Annotated in this window: 12 protein-coding genes; 6 read left to right on the top strand and 6 right to left on the bottom strand. The window is 68.5% G+C overall.

The features are described 5' to 3' along the window. Positions 1-19 precede the first annotated feature (19 nt). The gene (locus ABH933_RS28105; RefSeq protein ID WP_429413048.1) at positions 20-778 is read right to left on the bottom strand and encodes a tyrosine-protein phosphatase; all 759 of its coding nucleotides are present in this window, start codon (positions 776-778) and stop codon (positions 20-22) included. After that, a complete protein-coding gene (locus tag ABH933_RS28100) occupies positions 768-2,915 on the bottom strand; it encodes a pyruvate, phosphate dikinase (protein ID WP_429413046.1) in 2,148 nt (715 codons plus the stop codon). The genes ABH933_RS28105 and ABH933_RS28100 overlap by 11 nt, the downstream gene beginning before the upstream one ends. A 238-nt stretch (positions 2,916-3,153) precedes the next feature. Between ABH933_RS28100 and ABH933_RS28095 the strand changes: the two genes are divergently transcribed. Next, positions 3,154-4,776, top strand: coding sequence for an AMP-binding protein (locus ABH933_RS28095; RefSeq protein ID WP_429413044.1), 1,623 nt, complete (start codon positions 3,154-3,156; stop codon positions 4,774-4,776). 87 nt (positions 4,777-4,863) lie between these two features. Here ABH933_RS28095 and ABH933_RS28090 read toward each other — a convergent pair whose 3' ends face one another. The 3 genes from ABH933_RS28090 to kstD are packed head-to-tail and all read right to left on the bottom strand — an operon-like array spanning position 4,864 to position 8,134. Next, positions 4,864-5,685 carry an SDR family NAD(P)-dependent oxidoreductase gene (locus tag ABH933_RS28090; protein ID WP_429413042.1) on the bottom strand — a complete coding sequence of 274 codons (822 nt, stop codon included), beginning with the start codon at positions 5,683-5,685 and terminating at the stop codon, positions 4,864-4,866. 20 nt (positions 5,686-5,705) lie between these two features. Further along, positions 5,706-6,437 carry a glucose 1-dehydrogenase gene (locus ABH933_RS28085; protein ID WP_429413040.1) on the bottom strand — a complete coding sequence of 244 codons (732 nt, stop codon included), beginning with the start codon at positions 6,435-6,437 and terminating at the stop codon, positions 5,706-5,708. 2 nt (positions 6,438-6,439) lie between these two features. Next, positions 6,440-8,134 carry a 3-oxosteroid 1-dehydrogenase gene (gene kstD, locus ABH933_RS28080; RefSeq protein ID WP_429413038.1) on the bottom strand — a complete coding sequence of 565 codons (1,695 nt, stop codon included), beginning with the start codon at positions 8,132-8,134 and terminating at the stop codon, positions 6,440-6,442. A 196-nt stretch (positions 8,135-8,330) separates the two neighbouring features. Between kstD and ABH933_RS28075 the strand changes: the two genes are divergently transcribed. The 5 genes from ABH933_RS28075 to ABH933_RS28055 all read left to right on the top strand — a co-directional run bounded on the left by ABH933_RS28075 (position 8,331) and on the right by ABH933_RS28055 (position 12,861). After that, a complete protein-coding gene (locus tag ABH933_RS28075; RefSeq protein WP_215917704.1) occupies positions 8,331-9,458 on the top strand; it encodes an LLM class flavin-dependent oxidoreductase in 1,128 nt (375 codons plus the stop codon). A gap of 27 nt (positions 9,459-9,485) precedes the next feature. Next, a complete protein-coding gene (locus ABH933_RS28070) occupies positions 9,486-10,244 on the top strand; it encodes a glucose 1-dehydrogenase (protein ID WP_429413035.1) in 759 nt (252 codons plus the stop codon). A 10-nt stretch (positions 10,245-10,254) separates the two neighbouring features. Next, on the top strand, positions 10,255-11,196 hold the full coding sequence (locus tag ABH933_RS28065) for an alpha/beta hydrolase (protein ID WP_429413033.1): 942 nt from the start codon (positions 10,255-10,257) through the stop codon (positions 11,194-11,196). Continuing rightward, positions 11,193-11,534, top strand: a complete 342-nt coding sequence (locus tag ABH933_RS28060; RefSeq protein WP_429413031.1) for a VOC family protein — start codon at positions 11,193-11,195, stop codon at positions 11,532-11,534. Before ABH933_RS28065 ends, ABH933_RS28060 begins: the two co-directional genes overlap by 4 nt. A 103-nt stretch (positions 11,535-11,637) precedes the next feature. Beyond that, positions 11,638-12,861 carry an RtcB family protein gene (locus ABH933_RS28055; RefSeq protein WP_429413029.1) on the top strand — a complete coding sequence of 408 codons (1,224 nt, stop codon included), beginning with the start codon at positions 11,638-11,640 and terminating at the stop codon, positions 12,859-12,861. A 124-nt stretch (positions 12,862-12,985) separates the two neighbouring features. Here the strand turns inward: ABH933_RS28055 and ABH933_RS28050 are convergent, their stop codons facing one another. Continuing rightward, positions 12,986-13,468, bottom strand: coding sequence for a hypothetical protein (locus ABH933_RS28050; protein WP_429413027.1), 483 nt, complete (start codon positions 13,466-13,468; stop codon positions 12,986-12,988). Positions 13,469-13,492 lie beyond the last annotated feature (24 nt).

Below are 13,492 nucleotides of genomic sequence, written 5' to 3'. Positions count from 1 at the left end.
CCCGTGGACATTCGCCGCGTTACGCGACGATCAGCGCCTCCCGCAGCGCATCGAGCTCGCTCTCGGAGAGTCCCTGCGCCAGTAGCCACGCCGCGGCCCCGCCGTGATCGGCGTGCAGGTTCTCCAGGAAGCGCAGCATCACCTTGTCCTCGACGGCGAGGATTCCCGTATTCGCCGCGGGCAGGCCCTGATACGAGGGCAGCGCGTCCAGCCGGTCGCGCACCCGCTGGATTCGCTCGTTGGTCAGCGCATAGTCCGCGGCAATGGCCTCGGCCGGCACGCCGACCGCGTCGAGCAGAACCGCCGCGAGCACACCCGTGCGATCCTTGCCCGCGGCGCAATGGAATACGACCGCGCGCCGACCAGGATCGGCGATCACGCGCACCGCGGCGAGGATTTCGGCGGGACTACCGGCCAGCAGCTGACCGTACAGCTGCACGAGATCCACCCGGGATTTGTCCGGAACTAGATCCCTTGCAGCCAAGGATGATTGGGCGGACTTGCGGATCGGCAGATTCACCACCTGCACCGGAGCGCCGGTCATCGACCCGTAGCCCTCACGCTCGACCTCGTCGGGCAGCCGCAGATCGATCACCGTCTGCACGCCCACCTGCCCCAGCAGCAGCCGGCGATCGGATTCGGTGGCATGCTGCAGGGTGCTGGATCGATAGGCGACACCGAAACGCGTACTGCCGCCGCCGGTTACGGGCAGTCCGCCCAGGTCCCGCACGTTGTCGATCTCGGCGAAATCGACCCACCTCGTGGCTTTACTGGGCACGCCCGGCCTCCGCCTCCTCGGACCGGGTCAGCCCGCACAGTCCGATCAGATCCTCGTGTAGTTCGAACCACACCGTGTGATAGCTGTCCATGATCGGGCGCGCCACCCAGGCGTGGTCGCCCTCGCCGATGCGCTGTACGGCCAGATCCAGCCGGGTCAGGTATCGCGCCAGTCGGGGCGTGATCGCACCCAGCCACGACCCCAGCGGGCGCACCCGCTCGTGCAGGTCGGTGAGCCGAAGCAGCACGCCCGCATCGTATTCGGCGTCACTGTGATCGTTCACCGTGGCCGGGTCCCGCATCTGCCATTGCGTCACGATCGTCTTCAGCTCCGCGTTGAATGCACAGAAGTCGTCGTACGCCGCCTCGAGCGCGACCGGGTCCAGGGCCGAACGTTCCTGCGCCAGCTGAATTTCCAGCTCGGTACGACCCTCGGGGGTGAGCCGGACTCCGGCGGGAGTCGCGACGCAGAGCGCGCGACCGGCAAGATCCTCGAGGCGAGCGGTCAGCTCGTCCTGGGCGCCGCCCAGGCTGGCCGCGGCCGCCTCGGCGCGCACGCGCCCCTTCACCCCGATCAGGCGTAGCAGCGCCAGCTCGGAGATCTGCTCCGTCTTCGGCTCCGCCGCAGCGGCTTTCGTTTCCGTGTCGGCGAGCCGGTCGGCCAACAGGTCCGGCGCGACACCGGCCCACCCGGCCAGCGTGCCGATATCCTCGACGGTCCCCGCGTCGACGGCGGTGCCGACCACCTCGCCGTCCCACACCACCCCGGCTCCGCCGTCGACCGTCACCGTCCGCCCGGCCAGCGCCGCGACGACGCCGTCGCCGCACCCGACCACGCACGGCCGCCCGAGCTCGCGGCTCACCAGCGCCGCATGCGATGTCGCGCCGCCCAGTTCGGTGACCACGGCCCGCGCGGCGATCATGCCGTGGAGATCGTCGGGACTGGTGGTGCGGCGCACCAGAATCACGTCGGCGCCCGCCTCGGCACACCGCTCGGCCTCGGCCGGATCGGTGACCACAATGCCCGAAACCAGTCCCGGACAGGCCGATTCGCCGTGGGCCAGGGCCTCGTGCCCAGTGTCGTCTCCCGAGGTCGGGAGCAGCACCGCCCGCACCTGATCGGCGGTCACACGGCCCAGGCCCGTCGCCGTATCGATCAGTCTCTCCTGCACCATGGCCACCGCGGCACGGACGGCCGCGCGCGCCGAACGCTTCGCCACGCGCGACTGCAGCAGCCAGAGCGCGCCGGATTCCACGGTGAATTCGATGTCCTGGATATCGCGGCCGTCGCGTTCGAGGAGTTCGGCCGCGGCAATCAGCTGCCGGTGCACCGCCGGTTGGGCGGCGGCCAGCTCGTCCAGCGGCCGCGGCGTGGTACGGCCCGAGACGACATCCTCGCCCTGCCCGCCGACGAGCCATTCGCCGAAGGCCGGGCCGTCACCGGTATTCGGGTTGCGGCTGAACAGCACCCCGGTGCCCGAATCGTCGTCCAGATTGCCGAACACCATGGCCTGCACGGTCACCGCCGTGCCGAGCGTGTCGGGCACACCGCGCGCGCGCCGATAGGTCTTGGCCCGCGCGGAATCCCACGACCGGAACACCGCGGTGATCGCCCCACGCAGTTGCTGCCACGGATCCCGTGGCACCTCACCGGCCGCATCGCCGAGCACGGTCTCGCGGTACTGCGCCACGAACCGGTCATGAGTGTCCCTGGCATACACCGGATTTCGGGTCTCCGCGGCCAGCGCCTGCTCGACCTCGGGATTGATGCCCAGATTCAGCACGGTGTCCATCATCCCGGGCATGCTCACCGCGGCGCCCGAACGCACCGACACCAGCAGCGGCCGGTGGCCGGAACCGAACCCGCGCCCGGTGCCGCGCTCGAGGGCGGCAATGCCGTCGCGAACCGCGCGCCAGATTTCGTCCGCGATGTCGCCGCGCGCGGTGAACTCCGCCCACGCCTCGGTGGTCAGCACGAACGCGGGCGGCACCGGCAGTCCCAGCGACCGCATGTGGTTGACGCTCCAGGCCTTGCCACCGATCCGCTCCCGCGACAGGGTGCAGCCGCCGTCGAGTCCGACGACGGTGGCCTCCGCCGAGACGTCGGGTCGTCGATCCAGCTCCGCACCCGCGGTCATAGCACTCCTCGTAGGTCGTGAATTCATCTCGGGACCACCGTTGTCCGCACCGGTGGGCGGTTTCCCGGCCTCGGGCACGGACGGGTCCTCTCACGAGCGTGCCGCGCGGCGGCCCGTAGCCAGTAGCCATGATCCCGCTGAGCAGGATGTCTCCGGCAGGGGCCGGATCCGCCCGGTGACCGGGACTCACCGCGTCGTTCGGCCGAAAATGCGGGTTCCATGGGGCACGATGGCGGGCATGAATCGGCCCGAACCAGCATCGAGCGTTGGCGACGGGCACGGGACGATACCGGCCGTGCTGGCGCGGCGGGCCCGCGAGCACGGGACGTCGGCGGCCATCGCCGGGCCCGACGGCACGCTGACGTACGCCGAACTCCACGCCGCGGCGCGCGCGGTGACCCGAGCCGCGATGGCGGCCGGGTTGCGCGCCGGCGATCGGGCCGCGATCTGGGCGCCGAACAGCACGCGCTGGATCGTCACCGCGCTCGGACTACTGGGTGCCGGGGCCACACTGGTGCCGGTCGGTACCCGCCTGCGCGGTCCGGAGGCCGCGGACATCCTGGCGCGCAGCCGATCTCGCGTGCTTTTCACCGTGCGCGGCTTCCTGGACACGGACTATCCGCGCCTGCTCGCCGAATCCGGCAGCGCCCTACCGGATCTCGAGACGATCGTGCTGCTGGCCGACACCGGCGCGACGCATCAGGACGAGACCGTCGTGCCGATCGCCTCCTGGCCGGGCTTCCTCGAATCCGGCCACCGGATCACCGAGGCCGAGGCCGAACTCCGCTGCGCCGCCGTCACACCCGACGATATCGGTGACATCCTGTTCACCTCCGGAACGACCGGCGCCCCCAAGGGGGTCCCGGCCACCCAGGGGCAGACCCTCGCGGTGTTCGAACACTGGACCACCGCGGTCACGCTGCGGCACGCCGACCGGTACCTGCTGGTGAATCCGTTCTCGCACACGTTCGGCTACAAGGCGGGGATCATCGCCTGCCTGCTGCGGGCAGCGTGCATGGTGCCGGTCGAGCGATTCGACGCCCGCCTGGTCGCCGAGCAGATCGAGCGGCATCGAATCACCGTGCTGACCGGTCCCCCCACACTTTTCGGCGACCTCATCCGGGCCGATCGGGCGCTGCCGACGGTGCGCCTCGCCGGGACCGGCGGCGCGAGGATCCCGGTCACGCTCGTCGAGCGGATCCGCGACCGGCTGGGCATCGCGCACGTGTTCACCGCCTACGGGCTCACGGAGTCGATCGGCGTGGTGTCGATCTGCCCGCCTGATGCGCCCGCCGAGCTGATCGCCACCACCGTCGGGCAAACCCTGCCCGGCAGCGAGATTCGCATCCTGGATTCGGCCGGTAATCCCGTGCCCATCGGAGAGAACGGCGAGATCGCCGTCCGGGGACCGAATGTCATGCACGGCTATCTGGACGATCCGGCCGCCACCGCCGCAGCCATCGATCCCGAGGGCCTGCTGCACACCGGCGACGTGGGCTACCTGGACGAATGCGGCTACCTGCACGTCACAGACCGGCTCAAGGACATGTTCATCGTCGGCGGCTTCAACGCCTATCCGGCCGAGATCGAGCGAATTCTCCTGGAGCATCCCGGAATCGAAGATGTGGCGGTGATCGGCGTACCCGATGCCCGGCTCGGCGAGGCGGGCGCGGCGTTCATCGTCCCGGCCGGGCCCGGCGCGGACGCCGAGGCGATTCTCGCCTGGGCGCGAAACCGTATGGCGGGCTACAAGATCCCTCGTCACATCTACTTCGTCGATTCCCTTCCGCGCAATGTCGCGGGCAAGGTGCGCAAGACCGACCTGCGGGCGGAATATCCGGCGCCGGATCAATCCGGCTGAACACCACCAGGTTTCCCGCAGATACCGATGGTGCGTGCGACCGATCGGCCGCACGCATCATCCACAGGCACGCCGGGAACTACTCCCCTACTTGTTGACCTCGTTCTTCATCTGCGCGGTGATGATCTTCTGATAGCCGGACCCGAACAGGCGCGGCAGCCAGTCGATCATCCGCGCGTCGTTGCCGATCAGGACCTTCGCCTTATCCTTGCGGATGCCGTCGAGGATGGCGTGCGCCGCCTTCTCGGGACTCGTCTTGGCCAGCTTGTCGAAGTTCGCGGCCAGGGCGTCGCGGCTGTGGTTGCCACCGACGTGCGCCTTCCACGCGATCCCGGTCTTGATCATGCCGGGGTGCACGCAGTTGACGACCACATTGTGCCCGGCGATCTTCATCTCCTGGCGCAGCGCGTCGGTGAATCCGCGCACGGCGAACTTCGTCGCGTTGTACGAGCCCTGGGTGGGGCAGGCGGCCAGGCCGAACATGCTCGAGACATTGACGATCGCGCCGTCACCCGAGGCGATCACATGCGGCAGAAAGGCTTTCGTGCCGTAGGCCACGCCCCAGAAGTTGATGTTCACGATCCACTCGAAGTCCTCCCAGCTGACCTCCTCCACGCTGGCGATCAGCGAGACACCCGCGTTGTTCACCACGATGTTGATCGTGCCGAAATCCTCGAGTACCTCCTCGGCATGGGCGTAGACGGCGTCGCGGTCGGTCACGTCGAGCCGATAGGCACGCGCGGTGGCGCCCTCCTTCTCGCACAGCGCGGCGGTCTCGGCCACGTTGTCCAGATTGTGCCCGGACAGCGCCAGCCGCGCACCCTGCCGCGCCAGCTCCAGCGCCAGCGCCCGGCCGATTCCGGCCCCGGCGCCGGTGATCACGGCGGTCTTGCCAGTAAAATTCTTCACCGCGAATGTCCTTGTCTAACTTATTGGGTGGTGTAGCCGCCGTCGGCGACGAATTCGGAGCCGGTGCTGTAGCCGGACTCGTCGGAAATCAGGAACAGCACCAGATTCGCCAGCTCCTCGGGCGTGCCCGCGCGCGAGATCGGCTGATCCTGGAACATCGAATTCGAGCGCTGTGAATCCGCGGTCATCTCGGTGATCACGACGCCCGGGTGCACCGAGTTGACCCGAATTCCCAAGGGGCCGAACTCCTGTGCGGCGGCCTTGGTCATGCCGCGCACGGCCCACTTCGAGGCCACGTAGCCCAGGATATTCGAGAACGAGATGATGCCGCCGATCGAGGAGATGTTCACGATCGAGCCGCTACCGGCGCGGCGCATCGAGGGCACAACCGATTTCATGCCGAGGAATACCCCAACCTGATTGACGTCGATCACCCTGCGGTAGTCGGCCTCGGCCAGGTTCTCGATCGGGTCCACGTGCACGATCCCCGCGTTGTTCACCAGGCCCGACACCGGTCCGAACGCCTCCTCGGCGCACGCCACCACCGCCTGCCAGGCGGCCTCGTCGGTGACATCGTGCGCCATGAACTCCGCGGCCGAACCCAGTTCCGCCGCAACCGCTTTGCCCTCGTCGGCGAGCACGTCGGTGATCAGCACCGAGGCGCCCTCGGCGACCAGACGGCGAGCGAAGGCCGCACCCATGCCGCGCGCACCACCGGTCACGATGACCGTTCTGCCCTGAACCCTGCCCATCGTCATTCCTCACTTCCCACGGTTGTGGTCGATTCCGCGTTCGCGGCGATATGGGTGGCGGCGATGTAGCCGAAGACCATGGCGGGGCCGATCGTGGCGCCGGCGCCGGCGTATTCGTTGCCCATTACCGAGGCCGAATTGTTGCCCGCCGCATAGAGTCCCGCGATCGGGCGGCCACCGTCGTCGAGCACCCGGGCCTGCTCGTCGGTGACCAGGCCGCCCTTGGTGCCCAGATCCCCGGGCACCATCTCGACCGCGTAGAACGGGCCGTGTTCGAGCGGGGCCAGGCAGGGATTGGGCTGTACCGTCGGGTCGCCGTAGTAGCGGTCGTAGGACGAGTCGCCGCGCCCGAAGTCCTCGTCGCGCCCCTTGCGGGCGAATCCGTTGAACCGCTCCACCGTCGCCGCGAGCGTCGCGGCCGGGACGCCGATCTGATCTGCCAGCCCGGCGAGCGTCTCGGCGCGCTTGATGATGCCCGCATCCAGATACTTCTGCGGGATCCCCTGCCGGGGAAAGGTTCCCAGGAACAGGTACCGGTCGCGGAACTGCTGATCCATGATGAAGTACACCGGGATGTGGCCCGCTCCGGAGCTGTGCTGCTCGTACATCCGGTGCACCACATTCACATACGGCGCGGATTCGTTCACGAACCGCTCGCCGGCCTGATTGACCATGAGCCCGCCGGGCTGGGCGCGCTCGGCCAGGCAGAAGAACGGCGGCCCCTCGGGATTGCGGACCGACGGGCCCCACCACGCATCGTCCATGAGATCCACTGCGGCGCCCGCCTTCTGGCCCGCGACGATGCCCTCGCCGAGGTTCTCGGTGGCGCCCACGGTCCAGTCGGTGGACTGCGGCCCGGACATGTACTGCTTGCGCATCTCCAGGTTGTGCTCGAAGCCGCCGGCGGCCAGGATCACCCCGCGCCGGGCCTTGATGACCACCGGCGCGCCCTGATGCTCCGCGCGCACGCCGGTCACGGCGTCACCCTCGGTGAGCAGCTCGAGCAGCGGGGTCTCGAGCCAGACCGGGACCGCCGCGTCTCGCAACGAGAGCCACAGCCGAGCGGCCAGGGCCTTGCCCAGCGACAGCGGCAGGCCGCCGCGCAGCTTGTTGGCCACCGCCTGGGCGCCCACCCGCATCGCGGTCCGCTTACCGGTCCACGTGCGGGCGATCATGTTCAGATCGTGGAAATCCTTGGCCGTGAAGGCAATTCCCTTCGGGCCCGACATGGTCGGCTGGTTGATCTTGTGCAGATCACCGCCGAGCAACCGGCCGTCGAGAACGACCGGCTCGATGCTGCGGCCCTGCGCCAGGCCGCCGGGAAATTCCGGGTGATAGTCGGAATACCCGCGGTCGTAGAAGAACTCCCAGTACTTGCTGCGCGCACCGATATAGCGCATCATCTCGGGGCCGTTGTCGAGGAAGGCGCGCTGCTTGACCTCCGGAACTCGGTCGCCCACAACCGCTTTCAGATACGTGCGCGCCAGCTCCGGACTGTCGGGCACGCCGGCGCGCTGCAGCACCGGGTTGTTCGGAATCCACAGTGCGCCGCCCGAGCGCGCGGTGGACCCGCCGAAACTGCGGCTCTTCTCGATGAGCGTGACCGACAGCCCGCGATAGGCGGCGATCAGCGCCGCCGTCATACCGGCGGCGCCGGAGCCCACCACCACCACGTCGAACTCGAATTCCTGTGTCATCCATCCTCCTGGGCTCGACGCTATGACCGACCACACACCTGGGACATCGAGCGGTCCCGGCCACCGGGACTTGTGACTGACCTCCTGCAATTCGGCTAGGAGTATTTCGATTAGGCATAACGCCGCCGGCACTCGCTGCCCCTAGGCACCGCCGACCGACTCGCACCGACGATACGAAACAACCCAGGAGACCCGGATGAAGTTCTCGATGATCTTCGAGGCCCAGATGACCAACCCGACCGCCGAACACGAGGCCCAGGTGCTGCGCGACTGCGTCGAGCAGGCGGTGCTGGCCGACGAGATGGGCTTCGACACGGTCTGGGCCGTGGAACACCACGGCCTGAAGTGGTATGCGCACATGAGCGCCCCGGAGATCTTCCTGACCTGGGTCGCCGCCAAGACCGAGCGCATCCGCATCGGCCACGGCGTGGTGTGCATGCCGTTCAACTTCAACCACCCGGTGCGCGCGGCCGAACGCGCCGCCATGCTGGACGTGCTCTCGAACGGCCGTTTGAACCTCGGCGCCGGCCGCGGCGCGACGCCCGTCGAAACCTCCATGTGCGGTGTGGATCCCGACCGCACCTACCAGGAGGTCGAGGAGTCGCTGCGGATGATCGGCCAGGCCTGGCAGGATCCGGAGGGCGAATTCGAGTACCACGGTGAGCTTTTGGACATCGACCCGCATTCGCTGCTGCCGCGTCCCGTGCAGCGCCCGCATCCCCCGCTGTTCATGGCGTGCACCAAGAAGGATACCCTCAAGCTCGCCGCCGACTACGGAATCGGCGCGCTGGTACTGGGTTTCGCGGGCGCCGAGGAGATCGCCGAGCTGCGCCGCACCTATGACGAGGCGATCGCCGCCCGCACCGGCGAGCGGTTCGTCTCGACCGTGACCAACGACCACTTCGCGGCGCTGTGCCCGACCATCGTGCTGGACGACCGGGAGAAGGCCCAGCAGATCGGCGCGCGCGGTCAGCGCTTCTTCGCCCAGTCGATCAAGCACTACTACGGCGCCGGGCCCGTCCCCGACGAGGCCGTCGACCCGACCGTGGACGAGGTCGCCCGCATCCGCGAGGCCGCCGACGAGCACGTGGCCTACCTGCACGAGGCGAAGATCCCGGTGAAGACCGGTTCGACGTCGGTCTTCAACGCCGAGCACGCCTACGGCAGCCCCGAGGACGCCATCGCCTACGTGGAGCGGCTGCAGGAGGCGGGCGCCGACGAGATCCTGTGCCTGATCCAGATGGGCACCGTGCCGCAGGAGGCGTGCCTGGAGACCATCCGGCACTGGGGCGAGAAGGTCATCCCGCACTTCCGCAACAAGTAGCCCGCCCGAATCGTCAAGGAGCCCATCATGGTTGATCTCGCGGGCAAAGTCGCCCTCATCACCGGCGCCGCCCGCGGCCAGGGCGCCGCCGAGGCAGAGCTGTTCGTTTCCCGCGGCGCCAAGGTCGTGATCAGCGACGTGCTGGAGACCGAAGGCAAGGCGCTGGCCGAATCCCTCGGCGACGCGGCACGTTTCGTGCGGCACGACATCACCGACGACAACGACTGGAACGCCGCGATCGCGGTGGCGGTCGCCGAATTCGGCAAGCTGGACGTGCTGGTGAACAACGCGGCCATCTACACCGCGAAGCCGCTGGTGGACACCGAGCCCGACGAGTTCGACCGGATTCTGCGGGTGAACCTCGTCGGCGCGTTCCGCGGCATCCGGGCCGTGGTCGAGCCCATGGTGCAGGCCGGGGGCGGCTCGATCGTCAACATCTCCTCGCAGGCGGGCCTCGAGGGACTGCTGCGCCACAGCGCCTACGGCGCGTCCAAGTGGGGCCTGCGCGGCCTGACCAAGACCGCGGCGCTCGAGCTGGGGCCGCAGGGCATTCGCGTCAACTCGGTGCATCCGGGGCCGATCGCGACCCCGATGGTCCCGACGCTGACGACCGGGCCGGGCAGCTTCCCGACGCTGCCACTGCAGCGCACCGGTCTGCCCGTGGAGGTCGCCGAGCTGGTGGCGTTCCTGGCCTCGGATGCCTCGGCGTACATCTCCGGCGCGGAGGTGGCGATCGACGGCGGTCTGGCGGCCGGGAAGTTCATCGTGCCCGACCTCGGGGCATAGGGGCGCGCCGATGTCGATGACACCGCATACCCGGGCGGTAGTGGACGCGGCCTCGGCCGCGTTCCCGGCCCTGGGCACGAAGGTACTCGACGCCGCCGAGGCGCGCCGCCTGCTCGCGGCCCGTCCCCCGGCACCGATCGAGCCGATACCCGTTGCCGCCGTGGAGAATCGAGTGGTTCCGGGGCCGGATCACGCTGCCGGTATTCCGGTCCGCATATACACACCGCTCTATGCCGCGGGGCCGCTTCCGGTCGTGATGTTCTGTCACGGAGGCGGATTCGTGATCTGCAACCTGGACAGCCACGATCAGTTCTGCCGGGAGATGGCCAATGCCACAGGGGCCCTGGTTGTTTCGGTGGATTATCGCCGCGCCCCCGAGCATCGTTTCCCGGCGGCCGCGCACGATGCGTATGCCGTGCTGACCTGGATCGCCGCCCACGCCTCCGAATTCGGCGGCGATCCGGCCCGGCTGGCGGTGGCCGGGGACAGCGCGGGCGGCAACCTGGCCACGGTGTGCGCGCTGCTGAACCGGGACCACAACGGACCCGCACTGGCGCTGCAGCTGCTGCTGTATCCGTTCCTCGATCCCACCCGATCCAGCGACTCGTACCGCGAGAACGCGCAGGGCTACTTCGTCACCGACGATCATCTGCGCTGGTACTGGGAGCAGTACCTGGGCGACGCGGACCCCGCCGATCCGCACGCGGCCCCGGCCCACGCGGATCTCACCGGCCTGCCTCCCGCCTACATCGTGACCGGCGAATACGATCCGCTGCGTGACGAGGGCGAGGCGTACGGGCGCGCGCTGACCGCGGCCGGTGTCAAGGCCGAAATACATCGGTACGATGGGATGTTCCACGGATTCCTGACCATGTCCGACTTCCTGCCGGATGCCCGGCGGGCCAATGCCGCGGCGTTCGCGGCACTGCGCAAGGCGTTGGAGCCGAAATGACAGTACAGCGAATCAGCCCGGCGTATCCGGCCGAAAACCTGACCGCCGCAGTCGAACTGCTCACCGCGCTGATCGGCGCTCCCACCGTCGTCGACGGCGACCGCTTTGCCCAATTCGACTCGGGCGGGGTCCGCATCATGCTCGCCGGGACCGATCGCGACGAGTCGAGCCCGTTCCTGGCGGTCAAGGTCGACGACCTCGATGCGACGCTGAACGACCTGCGCACCAAGGGATTCCAAGTGGGTGACCCCGTCCGCGGACCACACGAGCGCCGCGCGACAGTTCAGCTTCCGGGCGAATCCGCCTGGCACATCTCGGTATACGAGCCCGCAGGCTGACATCATCGCGCCGGCGCGAGATCGCCCGGATTAATTGGGATGCGATTCCCACCTCCGGCCCCCTACCGTGAACTGGCAATCCAGTACACGAGAGGTGAGAAGAATGTTTCCCGTCGAGCTGCGCGGTACCCGCGCGCAGACGCTCATGTGGGCCCACGAGCACGAGGTCGAGCCGGCCGCGCTGCAGCAGCTGCGAAACATCGCGCAGCTGGAATGGGTACACGGCGTCCGCGTGATGCCCGATGTGCACCTCGGCAAGGGGGCCACGGTCGGGTCGGTCATCGCCATGCGAGATGCGGTCGCACCGGCCGCGGTCGGGGTGGATATCGGCTGTGGCATGGAGTCGGTGCGGACCTCGCTCAAGGCCTCGGATCTGCCCGACGATCTCGGTTCGCTGCGCTCGCGGATCGAGGCGGCGGTTCCGATGGGCTTCGCGGCGCATTCCGATCCGGTGGACGTCACCCGGCTGGAGGCCCGGACGTTCGGCCAGCACCGCGCCGGGACTACTCTGCGCGCGGGCTGGAAGCGGTTCTGGGACGCCTTCGCCGACCTCGATCCCGCGGTGCAGGCACGCGAGTCCAAGGCGCACAAGCAGATGGGTAGCCTCGGCGGCGGCAACCACTTCGGAGAGCTGTGCATCGATACCTCCCATCAGGTATGGATCCTTTTGCACTCCGGAAGCCGGAATATCGGTAAGGAACTCGCCGAGCGGCACATGAGCGTGGCCCGGGCACTGCCGCACAACCAGCAGCTGCCCGATCGCGATCTGGCGGTATTCCTGTCGGGCACACCCGAAATGGATGCCTACCGTCGCGATCTGACCTGGGCGCAGGAGTACGCCGCGCGAAACCGCGCGGTCATGCTCGCTCTGATCTGCCAGGCCGTGCGCGACGAATTCCCCACGCTGCCGGTGCATTTCGACAAGCCGATCTCCTGCCACCACAACTATGTGGCGGAGGAGACCATCGACGGAGTGCCGATGCTGGTGACCCGTAAGGGCGCGGTGCGGGCGGGCTGGGGCGATCTAGCGCTGATCCCGGGATCGATGGGTACCCGCTCGTATGTGGTGCGCGGTAAGGGAAACCCCTTGTCGTTCAACTCGGCCTCGCACGGAGCGGGTCGCCGGATGAGCCGCAATGCCGCCAAGCGGCAGTTCACGGTGGCCGACCTGGTCGCGCAGACCGAGGGGGTGGAGTCCCGCAAGGACGCCGGGGTGCTCGATGAGATCCCCTCGGCCTACAAGGACATCGATCAGGTGATCGCCGCGCAGCAGGATCTGGTCGACGTCGTGGCGACGCTGCGGCAGGTGCTCTGCGTCAAGGGCTGACCGACCCGGGCGTGCGCCGATCGCGTTCCGCGCAGACCTTTTCGCGGCACGTCGATCGGTGCATGCCCGGTCCGAACCGGCCGGGTGTGCGCCCGCCGCGGGGTTGCGGCGATTTCAGGGTCCGTCAGCGGCGGCGGACGAAGCCCGCGAATCCCGCTCCCAGCAGCATGAATCCGGAGATCAGCGCGAATCCGTTGGTAACCCACGAATGCAGTGCCACCTGCCAGACGGAATTGACGAACGGCAGATCACCGATCAGCCGGAAGGTGTCGTCCGGGAACAGAATGTGCAGGACCCCAGGGAAGATGCCCCACACGAGGCTTCCCACCATGGTCCCCACCGGGGAGAAGGCGGCCAGCGCCGCCACGAGCATAAGCAGCACCGATCCGACGAGGATCTCCCCGGCGGCGGTCCACCGATCGGTCACCGCGCCGACGATCACCCAGTAGCGGATGTCCGCGCCGCCCTTGGCCGCGAAGGCGATTCCGACCGGGGTGAGCACGAGCCCGATCAGCACGCCGAGCAGGTTGCCACCGGTTCTGCGCCGGCTCTGGAACTGTGCGCCGGGCGGAGCCCAGCCCGGGGGTGATTCGAACTTCTTCGGCATCGCCCGTCCTCCCTGCTTCCGCGG

This window comes from Nocardia sp. GP40, assembly GCF_050434125.1.
In the GTDB taxonomy this organism is placed as follows: Bacteria; Actinomycetota; Actinomycetes; order Mycobacteriales; family Mycobacteriaceae; genus Nocardia; species Nocardia albiluteola.
Note: the sequence above shows the minus strand (reverse complement) of the source record. Positions and strands in the feature narration are given on the sequence as shown.